At 62.8% G+C, this 16,733-nt stretch carries 13 protein-coding genes; 5 read left to right on the top strand and 8 right to left on the bottom strand.

Translation table 11 applies throughout. From position 1 onward, the window contains the following. Positions 1-76: 76 nt before the first annotated feature. From R8871_RS16310 to R8871_RS16295, 4 genes are all read left to right on the top strand, one after another. Positions 77-1,048: an ABC transporter permease gene (locus tag R8871_RS16310; RefSeq protein WP_175051377.1), complete on the top strand. Its 972-nt coding sequence runs from the start codon at positions 77-79 to the stop codon at positions 1,046-1,048. Positions 1,049-1,128: 80 nt separating this feature from the next. After that, a complete protein-coding gene (locus tag R8871_RS16305) occupies positions 1,129-2,040 on the top strand; it encodes an ABC transporter ATP-binding protein (RefSeq protein ID WP_175051376.1) in 912 nt (303 codons plus the stop codon). A gap of 153 nt (positions 2,041-2,193) precedes the next feature. Further along, on the top strand, positions 2,194-2,871 hold the full coding sequence (locus R8871_RS16300; RefSeq protein ID WP_054042345.1) for a heavy metal response regulator transcription factor: 678 nt from the start codon (positions 2,194-2,196) through the stop codon (positions 2,869-2,871). Beyond that, a complete protein-coding gene (locus R8871_RS16295; protein WP_175051375.1) occupies positions 2,871-4,454 on the top strand; it encodes a heavy metal sensor histidine kinase in 1,584 nt (527 codons plus the stop codon). The genes R8871_RS16300 and R8871_RS16295 overlap by 1 nt, the downstream gene beginning before the upstream one ends. Here R8871_RS16295 and R8871_RS16290 read toward each other — a convergent pair. The 3 genes from R8871_RS16290 to R8871_RS16280 are packed head-to-tail and all read right to left on the bottom strand — an operon-like array spanning position 4,435 to position 10,522. Then, entirely contained in the window at positions 4,435-5,883 is a 1,449-nt protein-coding gene (locus tag R8871_RS16290; protein WP_175051374.1) for an efflux transporter outer membrane subunit, read from the bottom strand. The two genes, R8871_RS16295 and R8871_RS16290, sit on opposite strands and share 20 nt — an antisense overlap. 27 nt (positions 5,884-5,910) lie before the next feature. After that, positions 5,911-7,263, bottom strand: a complete 1,353-nt coding sequence (locus R8871_RS16285) for an efflux RND transporter periplasmic adaptor subunit (RefSeq protein WP_175051373.1) — start codon at positions 7,261-7,263, stop codon at positions 5,911-5,913. Positions 7,264-7,282: 19 nt separating this feature from the next. Beyond that, entirely contained in the window at positions 7,283-10,522 is a 3,240-nt protein-coding gene (locus tag R8871_RS16280) for an efflux RND transporter permease subunit (protein ID WP_175051372.1), read from the bottom strand. Between the two features lie 285 nt (positions 10,523-10,807). Between R8871_RS16280 and R8871_RS16275 the strand changes: the two genes are divergently transcribed. Beyond that, on the top strand, positions 10,808-11,098 hold the full coding sequence (locus R8871_RS16275; protein WP_175051371.1) for a DUF4148 domain-containing protein: 291 nt from the start codon (positions 10,808-10,810) through the stop codon (positions 11,096-11,098). 325 nt (positions 11,099-11,423) lie between these two features. On the opposite strand, the gene R8871_RS16270 is transcribed toward R8871_RS16275, so the two are convergent. The 5 genes from R8871_RS16270 to R8871_RS16250 all read right to left on the bottom strand — a co-directional run bounded on the left by R8871_RS16270 (position 11,424) and on the right by R8871_RS16250 (position 16,677). Continuing rightward, a complete protein-coding gene (locus R8871_RS16270) occupies positions 11,424-12,185 on the bottom strand; it encodes a hypothetical protein (RefSeq protein ID WP_175051370.1) in 762 nt (253 codons plus the stop codon). A 68-nt stretch (positions 12,186-12,253) separates the two neighbouring features. Further along, on the bottom strand, positions 12,254-14,755 hold the full coding sequence (locus tag R8871_RS16265; RefSeq protein ID WP_175051369.1) for a TonB-dependent siderophore receptor: 2,502 nt from the start codon (positions 14,753-14,755) through the stop codon (positions 12,254-12,256). 116 nt (positions 14,756-14,871) lie between these two features. Next, the gene (locus tag R8871_RS16260) at positions 14,872-15,876 is read right to left on the bottom strand and encodes a FecR domain-containing protein (RefSeq protein WP_175051368.1); all 1,005 of its coding nucleotides are present in this window, start codon (positions 15,874-15,876) and stop codon (positions 14,872-14,874) included. An 11-nt stretch (positions 15,877-15,887) separates the two neighbouring features. Next, positions 15,888-16,400 carry a sigma-70 family RNA polymerase sigma factor gene (locus tag R8871_RS16255; RefSeq protein WP_171928377.1) on the bottom strand — a complete coding sequence of 171 codons (513 nt, stop codon included), beginning with the start codon at positions 16,398-16,400 and terminating at the stop codon, positions 15,888-15,890. A gap of 106 nt (positions 16,401-16,506) precedes the next feature. Continuing rightward, a complete protein-coding gene (locus R8871_RS16250; protein WP_171928376.1) occupies positions 16,507-16,677 on the bottom strand; it encodes a hypothetical protein in 171 nt (56 codons plus the stop codon). Positions 16,678-16,733: the final 56 nt, after the last annotated feature.

Here is a 16,733-nt window from a genome sequence, read left to right as displayed (position 1 = left end):
TTGCTTGTGGCACTGCAGTCACGCCGCAACTCAGGCGCATCGACTTCCGATACCGAACGCTGCCCCGGAGAACCCCATGACCGTCATTAACAGAAGCGACTGGTTCGCAGTGCGCCGCGAACTCTCCTCACGCGGCAAGTGGCTATTGGGCTTCGGCTCGTTTTTGCTGCCGGTTCTCGTGTGGTGCATCGTCAGCTACGTGCCGTTCGTCTGGCATCCGCAGGTGCTCGTCGAAAGTCCGGGCAGCGTCGACTATTTTCAGCCCGGCATGCGGGTCGACAAAGAGGTGTTCGCCGATGAACTGAGCCACGCGCAAGCCTGCCACACGTCGTTGCCGACGGGCGAGCCGGTCAACCCGGTGTACCTGCCCGCGCCCCACGAAGTGCTGCGTGCGTTCTACACCGCGTTCACGACGCCGCCCGCCTCGCGCGACGGCGTATGGCTGCATCAAAGCCTGTGGCACAGCATCCAGGTGATCTTCTGGGGTTTTGTGCTGTCGTCTGTGATCGGCGTGCCGATCGGCATTGTCTGCGGGACTTACAGCGCGATTGCGCGGCTGCAGGAGCCGTTTTTCGAGTTCTTCCGCTACTTGCCGGCACCCGCGTTCGGTGCGTTGATGGTAGCGATCCTCGGCATTTATGACGGTCCGAAGATTGCCATCATCGTGATCGGCACGCTGTTCCAGCAGGTGCTGATCGTGGCTAACACCACGCGCAAGCTGGAGTACGGCCTGTTCGAAGCGGCGATGACGCTTGGCACGAAGAAACTCAAACTGCTCACGCACGTAGTGATTCCCGGCATCCTGCCTGATCTGTACCGCGATCAGCGCATTCTGCTCGGCTGGGCGTGGACTTATCTGATCGTGGCGGAACTGGTCGGCACCAGCTCCGGTATCACGTGGTACATCACGCAACAGGCGCGCTATGAGCATTTCGACAACGTCTACGCGGCGATCATGATGATCGGGATCATTGGACTAGGTACCGACCTAGTGCTCGCCTATGTCGGTCGGAAGCTGTTTCCGTGGGACCGGACGCTCAAAGCGTAGCGGGACCGTTCGGGCGACGGCCTGTCGCCGTACATCGCACAGCACAGCACCACACTGCACCGCATTCAAGGGATTCAATCATGTTAAATCCGCAACCGATTCCGTCGTACCTTATCCAGTCCGAAGCGGTGCGTGAGCGTTTCGACCGTCTGAAATCGCGCGAGGTGATTCTCGAAGTTCGCGATCTCGACAAGCGCTTCGAGAGCGCGCAGGGCGAGTGCACCGCATTGAACGGCATCAACTTCAAAACGCACCGGCGCGAGTTCGTCTGCGTGATCGGGCCGTCGGGCTGCGGCAAGTCGACCTTGATCCGCATTCTTGCGGGCCTTGAGCGGCAAACGAGCGGCAGTGTGTTGCTCGACGGTAAGCCGGTGGAGGGGCCGGGCGCCGATCGAGGCATGGTGTTTCAGGGCTATACGCTCTTTCCCTGGCTGACGGTCAAGAAGAACGTTATGTTCGGTTTGAAGATGAACGGCCACAGCACCATGCACGCCGAGCGCGACGCGCTGCAATGGCTCGATCTGGTCGGTCTGACGAAGTTCGCCAACGCGTATCCGCATCAATTGTCCGGCGGGATGAAGCAGCGCGTGGCGATTGCTCGCGCGCTCGCGAACCGGCCGCGGATTCTGCTGATGGACGAACCGTTCGGCGCGCTCGATGCGCAGACCCGCGCGAAGATGCAGACGCACCTGCTCGATATCTGGCGCAACATCGACGTGACCGTGCTATTCATTACGCACGATCTGGACGAAGCGATTTTTCTCGCCGACCGCATCCTGGTGCTGAAGGCCAATCCCGGCGAGGTCCAGGAATTGATCGAAGTGCCGGTGCCGCGTCCGCGCGACTATTCGCAGGCCACGTCGCCGGAATTTCTGGCCACCAAGGCGCGGCTCGAAGCGCTGATTCATCCGCCCACGGCCGTCGACGAGGAAGACGATGTCGTCAGGCCGCATATGGTCCGGATGACGGATGTGACGGACAACGTGGAGTAGGAACGAGGCGCGTTTGAGCCGGGAAGGGGCCATTCGCCGTTGTGCGAACGGGTATGACCGGCCGCTCGCCGCACCCAACATTACCGAATCGTAATCATCAGACGCTCCGCTTGCCGGTATGATTTAAGGGTCAAGCACAGCGGAGCACTCCCCATGCGAATCCTGGTGATCGAGGATGAGCTCAAAACAGCGGCTTATCTGAAGAAAGGCCTGGAAGAATCCGGCTACGCGGTCGATGTCGCGAACGACGGCCCACAAGGGCTCCTCCTCGCGCAGGAAGAAGAATACGACGTGATCGTGCTCGACGTGATGCTGCCCGGCATGGACGGCTGGACCATCGTCAAGACCTTGCGTAGCACGCGTACCACACCGGTTCTGTTTCTCACCGCCCGTGACGACGTCGACGACCGCGTGCGTGGCCTCGAACTCGGCGCAGACGATTACCTCGTCAAGCCCTTCGCCTTCGTCGAATTGCTGGCCCGGGTGCGCACGTTGGCGCGCCGTGGGCCACCGCGCGAAAGCGAACTGATCAAGGTGGGCGATCTGGAAATGGACGTCAACCGCCGGCGCGTGAAACGCGGCGGCGTGCGTATCGATCTCACGCCGCGCGAGTTTTCGCTGTTGCAACTGCTTGCGCGCCGCCAGGGCGAAGTACTGAGCCGCACGCAGATTGCGTCGTATGTGTGGGATATGAATTTCGACAGCGACACCAACGTCGTCGAAGTCGCGATCCGCCGGCTGCGCACCAAGATCGACGATAACTTTCCGGTCAAGCTGATTCATACGGTGCGCGGCGTCGGCTATGTGCTCGAAGTGAAGGACGCCGGGTGATGCGCGGCCGCTCGCTGGCCGCGACGCTCGCGCTGGCCTTCGGCGTCACCACGCTCGCGGTGTTCGTGCTCATCGGGAGCTTCTTGTATCTTGCGCTGGAGAAACAGATCAAGGCGCAGGACGACCTCGACATCGTGTTAGCCGCACGGCATGCGCGGCGGCTCGCCGAGGAGCTCGATACGTCGAAAGGGATTCGCGAACATGGCGACCGGTTGACCAGTACCGTGCTGGGCAATGAAGCGATGTCGATGGAGGTGTTCGGTCCCGACGGGCGCATGGCGATCGAGCACAACGCCGGTGAGACTTTCGCGACTCAGGGCGGTGCTGCTGGCGCCGCCGCCTCGGCAGCTTCAAATGCGTCTAATACTGCTATTGCGGCGAATGGCGCAAGCGAAACGGACGAAGCAGGCACGCCAGACGATTTTCACGACCCCGGCGAGACCGCTGAAGCGGGCGGTGTGGAGACGATTGCCGCGCTACCGCCGCTCACGCGCATTCCCGCTGCGGCACGCATCACCGACGTGGATATCGGCAACTGGACCGGCCGCAACGGCGCGCCGATCCGCGGCATCCTCGCGGACGCGCGGCTGCGCGACGGCGATACGGCGACCGTGCTGATCGCGCGCAATATGAGCGACCGCTGGCGGCTGCTTGACCGCTATCGCGACAAGCTCAACCTGGCAGGCACAGCCGGCGTCATGCTGGCGATGCTCCTGAGCTATCTGCTGATTCGCACCGCCCTGCGGCCCTTGCGCGATATCGCGGCGAGTGCGGGCCTCGTCACGGTCAATCGCCTGAACACGCGGATTACGGTGGCGCGCGTGCCGAGCGAACTCGAAGCGCTGGTAAGCTCGCTCAATGCGATGCTCGAACGCGTCGAGCACGGCTTTCAACGTCTGTCGCGCTTCACTGCCGACCTTGCGCACGATATGCGCACACCGATCAGCAACATGCGTGGCGCTGCCGAAGTCGCACTCGCCCGGCCACGCTCCACCGACGAATATGAATCCCTGCTCGCATCGAATCTGGAAGAGTGCGACCGGCTCTCGCGAATGATCGAAAACGTGCTGTTTCTTGCGCGCGCCGAGCATCCGCAGTTCGTCAAACATATGCGCGCGTTCGACGCGGCGCAGGAACTAACGCGGATCGCCGAATACTTCGAGGGCATCGCAGACGATGCGAACGTCAAGGTTCAGGTCACCGGTGCGGCGACGCTGACGGCGGATCTCGAACTGTTTCGTCGCGCCGTCAGCAATCTGCTGGCCAACGCGATCCGCTATACGCCAGGCGGCGGCGAGATCGGGCTTGATGTTCAAGCATCCGCGGACGCGGTGCGCGTCACCGTGTCGAACCAGGGGCAGCCGATCGCCGCCGAGCATCTTGAACGGATCTTCGACCGTTTCTATCGCGTCGATCCTTCGCGCAGCGCCTTGCCTTCGTCCGGTATGTCGCAAGGGTCCACAGGTTCGACGGGGCTCGGGCTTGCCATCGTCCGCACGATCATGGAGCTGCATGGCGGCACGGTGCATGCGGAGAGCGATGTGCAGAGCACGCGGTTTGTGCTTACGTTCCGGCGGGTTTAGGGCCATTCCACGTCCCGCCCAACGCCTTCAACAACAGCACGCTGGACTCCAACCGCCGTGCCGCAATCTGATCCGCGGTGCGCTCGTTCGTGAGCGCAATCGTCTGTGCCGTCACCACGTCGAGATAACTGACCGCGCCCGCGTTGAAGCGGTTTGTCGTCAGCCGTAGCGACAGATCCGCGGCCGTGGTCGCGCGCTGCTGGCTGGCGGCTTCGTCGGCGAGCGAATGCAAGGCGGACAGATTGTCTTCGACCTGCTGGAACGCGACCAACACCGATTGCCGGTAATCCGCCACCGCGCCGTCATACTGCGCCGTCGCGCCATGCAGTGTGGCCGTGCGCTTACCGCCGTCGAACAACGTGCCGACCAGTTGCGGGCCGAGCGACCAGAACAAACTCGGCGCGCTTAGCCACGGCGCGAAGAAGGTGCTTTCCAGCCCCGCGCTCGCCGACAATATCAGATCGGGGAAGAAGGCCGCGTGCGCCTCGCCGATCTGTGCATTCGCCGACGCCACGCGCCGTTCGGCGGCGGCAATGTCGGGGCGTCGTTCGAGCAGTTGCGACGGCACGCCGACGGGGATCGCAGGCGGCGTCGCAGCCGAGCCGTTCGGCGGCAGTGTGAAGGTGGAGGCCGGCTCGCCGATCAGCGTGGCAATCGCATGCTGCATCTGCGCGCGCGTCACGTCGATGTCCGTGTCCTGGGTGCGCGTCGCTTCGAGTTGCGTGGTGGCCTGAGCGACCGCGGACGCATCGATCGCGCCGTCTTTCAGTTGCTGCTGCAGCAGCTTCAAAGCGGCGGCGTAGGCGGTCACGCTGTCGTCGAGCAGTTTCTTTTGCGTGTCGAGCGAGCGAAGCGAAAAATAGTCGACGGCGAGGTCGGCGCTCATCGACAGGCGCACGGCTTCGAGATCCGCTTCGCTCGCCTGGGCGTCGGCCTTCGCGCTGGTCACGCTATCGCGCACGCGGCCGAACAGATCCGGCTCCCAGCTCGCCGACACGCCGGCCGAGTAGTCCGGCACGGTCTTGCCCGCGAGCGATTTGCCTTCGACGTTCTGCGAGGTCCGGAAGCGGTCCTGCGCAGCGCCGGCGGTGATGGTCGGGAAGAAACCGGCACGCTGATAGTCGACCATCGAGCGCGCTTGCTGGACCTGCGCCACCGCCTTGCGCACGGTCTGGTTCGAGACGTCGATGCGCGCCTCGAGCTGGTTCAGCACGGGATCGTTGAAGATGGTCCACCACGGACCCCGCGGTGCGGCGTCGGCGGGTGCCGCCTGGGCCCAGCCGGGTGCCGCGCCGGCGTATTGCGCGGGAATTTCAGCGCTGGGGCGCTGGTACGGCGGCAGTGTCGAGCAGGCGCTCAGCAGCGCGCCGATCAACGTGGCCACAATCGAACGCCGCAACAACGGGCGTGGAAGAGATAGGGGAGACATTCGGCTCATCCTTTCGATGACTGGCGCTCAGCTATGCGCGGCCGGTGCGATCTGCACCAACTGGCCGGTACTCAGCGAATCGCCGGGGTTATCGATCACGCGGTCGGTCGTCGCGAGGCCCGTGGTGATTTCCACATGCGTGCCGAAATCGCGGCCAATGTGCACCGTCCTGAGCGCTGCACGGCCATTGCCATCGACCACCGCGACCGTCACGCCGTCGGGACGGAAGAGCAGCGCGCTCACCGGCAGATCGAGCGCCGGTGTGCTCGACTGCAACTGCAGATGCACCTGCACGTAGGCGCCCGGCATCAGAGCGCCATCCTTGTTATCGACGTCCACCTCCACGCGCAGCGTGCGGCTCGACGGATCGATCGAACCGGTCGTACGCGCCACCTTTGCGGCGATGTGCCGCCCGGGATATTGCTGCGCGCTCAGATACACGCTGGTCGCGGGTGTGACGTAGGGCGCGTCGTTCTGCGGCACGTCGACGAACACGCGCAGCACGCCGGTCTGCTGGATATGAAACAGCTCGCCCGACATGCCTGCCGTGCCGGGCGTGCCGCCGGCCGTCACCAGTGCACCGACATCGACGTTGCGCGCAGTGATCGTGCCGTCGAACGGCGCGGTGATCTTCTCGTACGACACCAGCTCGGCAAGATGCGCGACATTGGCCTGCGCCGAGGCCAGCATCGCGCGACGCGCCTCCATGTCGCTCACTTTGGTATCGGCGTCCTGCTGCGCGACCGATTGGGTTTTCAGCATCTCCTGCCAGCGCTGCGCGGTCGTCTTCGCGTAGTCGAAATTGGCCTGCGCCGTGGCTTCGTCGGCACGGGCCTGGCGAAGTTGTGCGTCGAGATCGGGCGCGTCGATCGTGGCGAGCGTCTGGCCGCTTTTCACCTGGGCGCCGATGTCGGTGTTCCAGTGCGCAAGATAGCCGCTCGTCCGTGCATAAATCGATGCTTCGGCGAATGGCGTCACCGCGCCCGGTAGCAGTAGCTCGTTGACGGCCGGCGCGGGGCGGGGCATGACTACGGATACGCTGAGCACGCTTTGCGCTTGCGTCTGTTGTGTCAGCGCGGCGCTTGCGTGCAGACGCGGCACGATACCGACGATCAGCAACGCCGCGGCGAGGCCGGCCAACGCGAACGGCCACACGCGGCGGCGCGGCTTCGGGCCTGGCGCCGTGTCGGCGGAGCGTGCGGTTCCGGCGGTGTTGGAATGCGAGTCGTTGCCGCTCGCGGGCTGAGCGGACGGAGCCGCTTGAGCGGTCTCAGTGGCATGCACGGTATCGGTGGCTCGGGCTGCTTCTGCGGCTCGATCAACCTCAACAGCCGGTTCAGACCTGTCGCCGAGGTCCGGCGGAAGTGATGGATTGTTCATGAGCTAGTTCTCGTCGGAGTCAAAGTGTGCGGGCGGGAACGCGGGATTCTTCTGCGGCGGTGCGAGCTGCGCGGCGTTTGTCGAGCCACGCATGCACCATTCCGTAGACGACCGGAACGAACAGCAGCGTGGACACCGTGCCAAGCGCAAGGCCGCCGATCACCGCGCGGCCGAGCGGGGCATTCTGTTCGCCGCCGTCGCCGAGACCGAGCGCCATCGGCAGCATGCCGATCAGCATGGCGAGCGCGGTCATCAGCACCGGACGGAAGCGGCTGAAGCCCGCCTCGAGCGCGGCCTGCAGCGGCGGCCTGCCGCCGTGATGGAATTCACGCGCGGTGTTGATCACGAGAATGCTGTTGGCCGTGGCAATGCCGATACACAGAATGGTGCCGGTCAGCGCCGGCACGCTCACGGTCGTGCCTGTGCTGAACAACATCCACGCGATGCCCGCGAGCGAACCCGGCAGGCCGCTGATGATGATGAACGGATCGAGCCACGACTGAAAATTGACGACCATCAGCAGATAGACGAGGGCGATCGCGAACACGAGACCGCTTGCGAGGCCGCCGAACGAGTCGTGCATCGCCTGCACCTGGCCGCGCACCACGATCGATGCGCCCGGCGGCAATTGCGGCCGGATCTGATCGACGAGGCGATTCACGTCGGTCGCCACGCCACCAAGATCGCGCCCTTGCGCAGACGCGAAAATATCGAGCACCGGTTGGACGTTGTAGTGCGAGACGACGGCTTGCTGGGTGGCGCGTGTCAGCGTGCTCATCGCGCCGAGCAGGTTCTGCGGAGCGGGGCCATTGCCGTTGGCCGCAGCGGACGCCGTTGCGCCACCCGCACCTGCGCTCTGCGCGACCGGAATATTGGCCAGCGCCTGAAGCGAGTTGATGTCGTACTGCGGCATCATCGCCATCAGCGGATAGCTGACGCCGTTGTGCGGATCGAGCCAGAAATTCGGCGTGGTCTGGGAGCTGCCTGAGAGCGCAATCAGCAGGTTCTGCGACACGTCACGTTGCAACAGGCCGGCCTGAATGGCGCGCGTACGGTCGACATTCACGTTGATCGCCGGTTCGTCGCCCGGTTGCTGGATGCGTGCGTCGCCGAGGCCGCGCACACCGCGCAGTTGAGCGAGCAAGCGGTTCGCCACGACGCGATTGGCGTCGAGCTTGTTGCCGACGATCTGGATATCGATCGGCGCAGGCAAGCCGAAGTTGAGAATCTGACTGACGATATCGGCGGGCAGGAAGGCAAACGTAACGCCGGGGAAATCTTTGGAGAGCGTGGTGCGCAGCGTGGCCACATAGGCGGCGGTGGGCTTGTGTCCGGCTGCGAGCGTGATCATCACGTCAGCGTCTTCCGGGCCGATCGGGTCGGAGGAATCGTAGGTCAGGTTGATGCCGCTCACCGGCACACCGATGTTGTCGAGCATGGCCGCGAGTTCCTGCTTCGGGATCACGCTGCGCACACGGGCTTCAACTTCATCGGTAATGCGTGCGGTGTCTTCGATACGCGTGCCGGTCGGCGCACGCAGATGCAGGCGGATCTCGCCAGTATCGACAGCAGGGAAGAAATCGCGGCCGGAGAATGGCACCAGCGCGAGCGAGCCGATACACAGCAGCAGAAAGATCGCGATGAAACGGCGCGGGCTGGCGATAGCCGACGCGAGCACGCCGCGATAGCGTTCACGCAACAGCTCGAAACGATGTTCGAAGGCAGCCTGAAAGCGGATCAGGCGCGCAATCGGACCGTTTCCCGTGACGGGCGCGTTGCTGCGCGCACGCATCAGATACATCGCGAGGGTCGGTACCAGAGTACGCGAGAAGAAATACGACGCGATCATCGCGAACACCACCGCTTCAGCGAGTGGCACGAACAGATAGCGTGCTACGCCGGAGAGCAGAAACATCGGCACGAACACGATGCAGATGGACAATGTCGAGACGAACGTCGGCACCGCGATTTCGCCCGAACCGTTCAGAATCGCGTCGTGCAGCGGCTCGCCGTTCTCCAGATGATGCGTGATGTTTTCGATGGCGACGGTGGCGTCGTCGACGAGAATACCTACCGCGAGCGCGAGCCCGCCAAGCGTCATGATGTTGATGGTCTGGCCGAGTGCGGACAACGCGATCAGTGAGGTCAGCACCGCGAGCGGAATCGACACCGCGATGATCAGCGTGGCGCGCCAGCTGCCGAGAAACAGCAGGATCATCACCGCGGTCAGGGCCGCGGCGATTACGGCCTCGCGCGCTACACCCACAACCGCCGACTTCACGAACACCGATTGATCGGACAGCGCGGTGATATGCAATGCGCTCGGCAAACCCGCCGCGATATGCGGCAGCATCGCCTTGACCTGCTGGATGATGGTCAACGTGGACGTGCTGCCTGATTTCTCGATGGTGAGGAGCGCCGCGCGTTTGCCGTCGCTGCGCACAATGTTGGTTTGCGGCGCATAACCGTCGCGCACGTGGGCAACGTCCCGCACATACACCACGCCGCCGGCTACCGTCTTGATCGGCAAGTCGTTCAGCGCGGCCACCGTGTCGGTGCTGCCGTTCATCTGCACGTTGTATTCCTTCGTGCCGATCTTGGCGGTGCCGCCAGGGAGAATCAGGTTCTGCGCGTTGACGGCGTTGACCACGTCGAGCGGGGAAAGGCCTTTGGCTTGCAGCGCGCGCGGATCGATATCGACCATGATCTGTCGCACCTTGCCGCCGAACGGCAGCGGCACTGAGGCGCCTTGCACCGTTGCGAGTTGCGTGCGGATCTGGCTGTTGCCGAGGTCGTAGAGCTGCTGTTCGGAGAGCGTGTCGCTGGAGAGTCCGAGCTGCAGGATAGGCACCGTCGACGCGTTGTACGTGATGATGTTCGGCGGCAGCGTGCCCGGCGGCAATACGCGCAGGATCGACGCGGAATTGGAGGCTGCTTCGGCAATCGCGCGATTGATGTCCGCGCCCGGGTGGAAAAAGATCTTCACCACCGAGACACCGTTCAGCGATTGCGACTCGATATGCTCGATATCGTCGACGTCGGAGGTCAGCGCGCGCTCGTAGTTCGACGTAATGCGGTTGGCCATGTCCTGCGCGGAAAAGCCGTTATACGTCCAGACGATGCTGACCACCGGGATGTCGATGTTCGGAAAAATATCGGTCGGCGTGCGCAGTATCGCGAGGGGGCCGACGATAAAGATCAACACCGCGAGAACCACGAATGTATATGGGCGGCGCAGCGCGAGCTTGACGATCCACATGACGTTTTCCTGAAAAGAGGCAGAGGGAGGCGCGCGGTTTCCGACGCGTCTGGTAGCGCGGGGCGCGGGCTTCTTCGTTGGTCAGGAGTGTGGGGGTTGGGCACTTACCGGGTGTGGTCCGGTAGATTACCGTTCTGTTATCTCGGCGTTTTTGGGTTTGCGGTCAGGCCCGGTGTGTAGATAACAGAACGGTAATCTCCGGGTCAGTGCTCCGACAGCTGAAATGACAAGAATGGGAAGCGTGGTTCAAGCCACTCACTTCTTGCACTTCATCGGAGAGACATCATGAAATTACTTACCGCTATTGCTGTTGCTGCTCTTAGCCTGCCGTTTGGGGCTACTGCGTTTGCTCAATCAAATCCGTCAGGGTTGACCAGGGCTGATGTTATTGCTCAGTTGAAGCAGGCTCAGGCTGAAGGGGTCGTGCCTACGTCTAATAATGACTATCCGCCTACGGCTAAGGAGATTGCCCGGAATCGGGAGATTTATGCTATTCAGCATGGTGACGATGGCGCTGGCGCTTTGAAGACTGCTGGGGCTTCTGTGGCTGATCAGGCTGCTGCGGCTTCTAATTGATGTTGTGTCCGGACTTCTGCGGTGTTGGCCTTTCCTTGATTTGTTATTGGTCTATTAGCGTTGCCCCTGTGCGGGGCGGCACCTACTTTTCTTTGCTTGCCGCAAAGAAAAGTAGGCAAAAGAAAGCGGCTCAAACCACTCCTGCTAAGTGGGCACCATGGTCTGCTACGGGTAGTGGTGCATCTGGAATCTGGGTTCGTGCCCGTGCGCCTGCTTGTGACAAGCGTGTCATGCTTCCGGCGGCGCTGCGCGCGCCGAAGAGGCGTTCGTAAAACCGGTTGTGCGGTTTTGTGCTCGTTTTTTCCGGCGCTTTGGTTTTTGTTCTTCAACTTAGGCCGGTCGCCCAGTCCACTGCTGCGTCGAAGAGGTTGTTTCCCGTCGGCGACAAGTTGGTGAAGGTGTCGTTGTTCAGGAAAAACATCACGCGGCGCGCGGGGGCCAGTGATTCGTAGTCCATCGTCGCGCCTTTCTCGTACGCGAAGATCGCCGCCTTTTCCGGTTGGCCATACAGCGTTGCAATCGTCGTTGCGCCCAAGCCTGGTTTGCCCCAACTCATCGCGGCCTGTTTGACATAGACGTTCGTTACGCCTGCCGGCAAACCAGCCGCGATCGGGTGCGGTGCGTTGACCAGCCACAAGTAACGCTCCTTCTCCGCTTCGCCGAAATCGACGTCGTGACGCTTGCCCGTCATCGCGAAGTCGTCAAGTAAATCGTTCTCCCATGTCAACAACGGTTTGGCCAGGTAGCGCCAGCCTCCCACGACCTGTTTCGATGAGACCGTGGATGAAATGACGACGAGATCCGCGTCGCCAACTACCTCCGGCGGTTGTGCCTGGTCCAGCATGCGCACGTTATAACCTCGCGCTTCCAGGTGTGCCGCGATCTTTTGGTCGATAGCCAGGCTCGGTCCGTTGAGTTGCACGACCATCACGATCTTCTTGCCCGTGCGTGGGCCGCTCGTTGTCGCGCGCGCCGCAGGTGTCGTGACAGCCAGCAGGGCGCCAAGGCCCGCTGCTGCGGTGAGAAATGTCCGGCGTTTACGTTTGGGCGCTGAGCTTTGTTCAGCGCGGTGATTCTGATGTTTCATGACGATTCCTGTCCCGTGCCGATCAAGTGAATGCGTGTATTGCGTGTGAGGCGCGATGTCGGCGTGGCCTAGAACTCGAGCGTCGATAGTAAAGAGACCTGACGTGCGTCGCCAACCGATACGAAATACTTGTTCACGCTCGACGGGTAATAGGTCTTGTTGAACAGATTTTTCACGTTGAGCTGGAACGACAGATGCCGATTGCCAAGTTTCGTCTCGTACGTGGCGAAAGCGTCGGCGACGGTGTAAGCCGGTAGCGTAAAGCTGTTGGCCGAATCGCCCGGGCGCGGGCCGACGTAATGCGCGCCGGCGCCGACTCGCAACTGATCGCCGCCGAAGATCGTGCCGAAGTCGTACACGGCCGCAAGCGATGCGGTATTCTGCGGCGCATTCCATAAACGCTTGCCGGCGTAAAGCGGGTCCTCTGTGGTCTTCGCGTCGATGTACGCGTAGCTCGCGATCAGGCTCCAGTGCTGCCCGATCTGGCCGGCCACGTCGAGTTCCACGCCGCGCGAACGCGCTTTGCCCGCCGTACGCCAGTCGGTCTGCTTGGTGGCGTCGTTGTACTGCTGGACCAGCACGTTCTTTTTGTCGATATTGAACAACGCCAGCGTGCCGCTCAGGCCGTTGGGCATCGCCACTTTGGCGCCGAGCTCCCACGAAGTGGCTTCCTCAGGCAGCACCGATGAATCGATCACGACGCCCGAAGACAGCGGCGCGATTGTCGAAGTGGGTTTGAGCGACTGCGTATAGCTGCCGTAGAGCGACACCGTGTCGGTCCATTTGTAAACTACGCCCGCGCGCGGCAGCCATTTGGTGCCGTTAATGTCCGTATTGACGACAAAGGGCCGGCCCTTTCCCGCAATCTGGTTGTAGCTTAGAAAGCGCGCGCCGCCGATCAGAATCCATTTGTCGGTGAGGTGCAAACTGTCCTGGAAGAAGAGCGAGCGGTCGTGCAGCGTGTCGGTCTGATCGCTGTCGCTCGCCGACACCGTGGTCGACGGACTCTCCAGCCCGTAGACCGGATGGAAATAGTTGAACGGATATTTCGTGGCCTGGCGCAGCAGATCTTTGCGATAGATGCGGCGGTATTCGTCGTCGACACCGACCTGCAAATCGTTGCGCAAACCGGCAATGTCGAAATGGCCGTCCACATAGGCGATCGCGTAGCTGTCCGTGCTGAGCGCGCCATGCGTCGCATCGTTGCTGCGCGACACGGCGCCGGTCGTGCTGTTGATCCCTTGCACGCGTAACTGTCCCGCATCGTAGGTCTCGCGGTTGTAGCTGTAGCCGAAGTGCGCCTTCCAGTTGGCGTTGATCTGATGGTCGACGCTGATCTGTGCGAGGTTCGATTCGCCGTCCATTTCGTTGAACGGTTCGTCGAGACGTTCGCGGCTCGAGATGGCGAGCGGCTTGTTGGTCTTTGGGTCGAGCGCTGTGCCGCGGTCGAACGGATAGAGAAACTTTCGATATTCGTACGACACCACCACCTGCGTATCGCGCCCATACCAAGCGAGCGACGGTGCCACGAGTGTCTCGCGATGTTCGCCGAAGTTGCGCCAGTATTGTTCGTCGGTCTGATCGACGACCAGCCGGTAGGCGAGGCCGGAGTCGCCGATCGGCCCGGTCGTATCGAACGTCGCGCCGGCTCCATTGCGGCCATGCCCGTAGGTCGAGCCGAGCACGGAGATCGCGTGATACGGTTTGAGCAAGGGTTGCTTGCTCACCACGTTGACAACGCCGCCCGGATCCATGATTCCGTACAGCAACGAAGTCGGGCCTTTGAGTACTTCGACACTATCGGCGGCTGCGTTCAGCGCGCGTCCCTGCACGAGCGGCATGCCGTTGTGCATGATCGAACCGTCGCGATTGCCGCCAAAGCCGCGCTTGAGCAAGGTGTCCTGGGTGCCGGCCAGCGTATTGCCTTGTACGATCCCGCTCACGTTCGCGAGCGCATCGTCCAGATTGCGCGGACGCTGATCGTGCAATACCTGGGCCGGCACGATATTGACGGCCTGCGCCGTGTCGAGCACCGGCGTATCCGAACGCGTCACCACTGCGTCGACAGGTGGGCGGTAGCTGCCGGCTTTCACGGTCGACGAACTGACGGTCACGGCGGGGAGGGTGGGGCCGCTCCCGTTGCCAGTGTCCGCCGACGGCTCAACGCGCTGCACCAGCGTATAGCTGCCATTGGACTGCTGCACCGCGACGAGCCCCGTGCCACGCAGGATTCGATCGAAGCCGTCCCCTATGCCGTACTCGCCGCGCAGACCCTCACTCGTGCGGCCGTCCGTCAGCGCCGCTGGAAACGACAGCAGCAGTCCGCTCTCGCGTCCGAAGCGATTGAGCGCGGCTTCTAGCGGACCAGCCGGGATGTCGTAGCTCTTGCGCGGCGACGCTGCCGAAGCGGATGGCGCATCGGCGGCCAGCGCGATATTGAACGGCAGTCCCGCCGAGATCAGAGCGGCCGTTGCAATATGCCGCGCGAAGTGTGCCGGCTGTCGCCCGCGCAACGCGCCACGGCTGCTACGGCTGCCATTGCCGGCGCCGGTCTTTCGATGCTGTCCCATGTTCAAAGCTCGCAGGAAGGTAGACGATGTGTTGCTCTCATCTCCCTTGTCACGCGAGATTCGAAAACAGCTCACAACAGACGAAAAAATTTCGGCGCCGGTAGCGCAAGCCGGTTTTAAGAGCGAGCCGCGCGCACGGTGCCCCAGTAGCGTGTGATGAATACGACCTGAACCGGCAAGGTTCTCGCCAGGGTGTCGAGCACGAGGTCGGTGTCGGCGAGCGGGAAGGTGCCCGAAAGCCGCAAACCGGCCACAGAGGGATCGCAGCTCAGATGCCCCGCGCGGTAACGGTCGAGCTCGTTCACGAAGTCGCCGAGCCGCATGCCGCTCGCGACGATCAGGCCATCCGTCCATGCTGCATCGTTCTCGTTGATTGGTTCGACCGCGCTGATGTCATCACGTGTAAAGCGGGCGCGTTGGCCGGCATGGACGACCGGCGCGAGACCGGGCGCGTCGAATGGATTGATCCGCACGGCGCCTTCGAACACATCGAGGCGGCAGAGCGCACTCTGTTGTCTGACGGCGAAGCGTGTGCCCAACGGCTGCAAACTGCCTTGCGCGGTCTCGACGATGAAGGGCCGCCGCTCACGCTCGCTGTGACCGGTCGCGATCATGATTTCACCTTGGATCAGGTGCACGCGGCGCTCGGCATTGCTGAAACGGATATCGACAGCGCTGTCAGTGTTCAGTGTCAGGCGGGTGCCGTCGGCAAGCGTCATGGTGCGGCGTTCACCGAGCGCCGTGCGCGCATCCGCGTTCCATGCGCGCCACGGCACGTGTTCACCGGCAATCCATGTCGCGCCGCCGGCGAACAGCAGCGTCGCGAGGACTTTGACACTTGCGCGGCGCTTCGCCGAGCCGGGACGCGTCAGCGCAGCGCGTGCGGCCGCCGCGCGACCTGCGCCTGCGTTGCCCTCGCCGGTTTCAGCGAGGCCCCGGAAGCGGCTGCTGACGCTGCAGATGTGTTGCCAGGCACGCTCATGATCGGGATGCTCCGCGCGCCAGCGCGTCAGCGCGAGTTGCTGCGCGCGCGTGGTCGCGCCGGATTGCAGTTCCATCCACCACTCTACGGCGCGCAGGGCGATGTGCTGCGGAATATCGGGTCGCGCGCTCGCGTTCATCTGTCGATCCGTCAGGCCGCGCTGAGTGCAAAAAAGCACTGCGCGCCGGCGCGCACCAGATGGCGTTTCACGGTCGAGACGGACAGCTTCAGTTGCGCGGCGATCTCGGCATGGCTCAAGCCGTCGAGTTGGGCGAGCAGAAACGCACGCTTGACGGCGACCGGCAGCCGTTCCAGCAGACTGTCGATTTCACACAGCGCTTCAAGAAGCAGCGCGCGGTCTTCCGGTGAGGGCGCAAAACTTTCGGGGGCGAGCGCCAATGCTTCCAGATAAGCGCGCTCGATCTGCTCGCGACGCCAGTAGTTGGCTATCACGCGTTGCGCGACGGTCGTCAGGAACGCACGCGGTTCTTCCAGGGCGAGCGGTTCATCGCGGGCGAGCAGACGAACGAAGGTGTCGTGCGCAAGGTCGGCCGCACGATGCGCGCAGCCGAGCTTCTTACGCAGCCATGCGTGGAGCCAGCCGTGATGATTGCTGTAGAGCGCCTGCATCTCGTGATGCAGAGCCGATTCGTTTGCCGCCATGGCCTACCGGACGCGCCGGATCGATGGATGCGGCGTCTTTGTAAATGAGAATGATTCGCATCATAGCATGACAAAATGTAAGGCGGGAATGAGACCGTGCACGGCGCTACGACCGGTCGCGGTTACGGGCCCGCGTGGCGCCCGTGATCACCGCAAGGCCGAGCATGATGACCGCGACGATCGCGATCGTATGTTGTGCAACATGCAGCGCCATCAGTCCCCACGCCACGCCGCCTATCAGAATGATCCAACCTACGAGATAAATGAGCAGGGTCATCGTTTTTCTCCTTTTCGTTCGACGGACGGGACCCGCTTGCCTGCTAGGGAAAGCGT

Source organism: Paraburkholderia sediminicola (assembly GCF_902859805.1).
Lineage (GTDB): Bacteria > Pseudomonadota > Gammaproteobacteria > Burkholderiales > Burkholderiaceae > Paraburkholderia > Paraburkholderia sediminicola.
This window is presented reverse-complemented; position numbering and strand designations above follow the sequence as displayed.

What these genes read in the sequence shown, in the direction of transcription:
- R8871_RS16295 (WP_175051375.1), top strand. Translation starts at nt 2,871, where the DNA reads ATGCGCGGCCGCTCGCTGGCCGCGACGCTCGCGCTGGCCTTCGGCGTC.
- R8871_RS16270 (WP_175051370.1), bottom strand. Translation starts at nt 12,185, where the DNA reads ATGAAACATCAGAATCACCGCGCTGAACAAAGCTCAGCGCCCAAACGT.
- R8871_RS16290 (WP_175051374.1), bottom strand. Translation starts at nt 5,883, where the DNA reads ATGTCTCCCCTATCTCTTCCACGCCCGTTGTTGCGGCGTTCGATTGTG.
- R8871_RS16250 (WP_171928376.1), bottom strand. Translation starts at nt 16,677, where the DNA reads ATGACCCTGCTCATTTATCTCGTAGGTTGGATCATTCTGATAGGCGGC.
- R8871_RS16310 (WP_175051377.1), top strand. Translation starts at nt 77, where the DNA reads ATGACCGTCATTAACAGAAGCGACTGGTTCGCAGTGCGCCGCGAACTC.
- R8871_RS16285 (WP_175051373.1), bottom strand. Translation starts at nt 7,263, where the DNA reads ATGAACAATCCATCACTTCCGCCGGACCTCGGCGACAGGTCTGAACCG.
- R8871_RS16260 (WP_175051368.1), bottom strand. Translation starts at nt 15,876, where the DNA reads ATGAACGCGAGCGCGCGACCCGATATTCCGCAGCACATCGCCCTGCGC.
- R8871_RS16255 (WP_171928377.1), bottom strand. Translation starts at nt 16,400, where the DNA reads ATGGCGGCAAACGAATCGGCTCTGCATCACGAGATGCAGGCGCTCTAC.
- R8871_RS16275 (WP_175051371.1), top strand. Translation starts at nt 10,808, where the DNA reads ATGAAATTACTTACCGCTATTGCTGTTGCTGCTCTTAGCCTGCCGTTT.
- R8871_RS16280 (WP_175051372.1), bottom strand. Translation starts at nt 10,522, where the DNA reads ATGTGGATCGTCAAGCTCGCGCTGCGCCGCCCATATACATTCGTGGTT.
- R8871_RS16265 (WP_175051369.1), bottom strand. Translation starts at nt 14,755, where the DNA reads ATGGGACAGCATCGAAAGACCGGCGCCGGCAATGGCAGCCGTAGCAGC.
- R8871_RS16305 (WP_175051376.1), top strand. Translation starts at nt 1,129, where the DNA reads ATGTTAAATCCGCAACCGATTCCGTCGTACCTTATCCAGTCCGAAGCG.
- R8871_RS16300 (WP_054042345.1), top strand. Translation starts at nt 2,194, where the DNA reads ATGCGAATCCTGGTGATCGAGGATGAGCTCAAAACAGCGGCTTATCTG.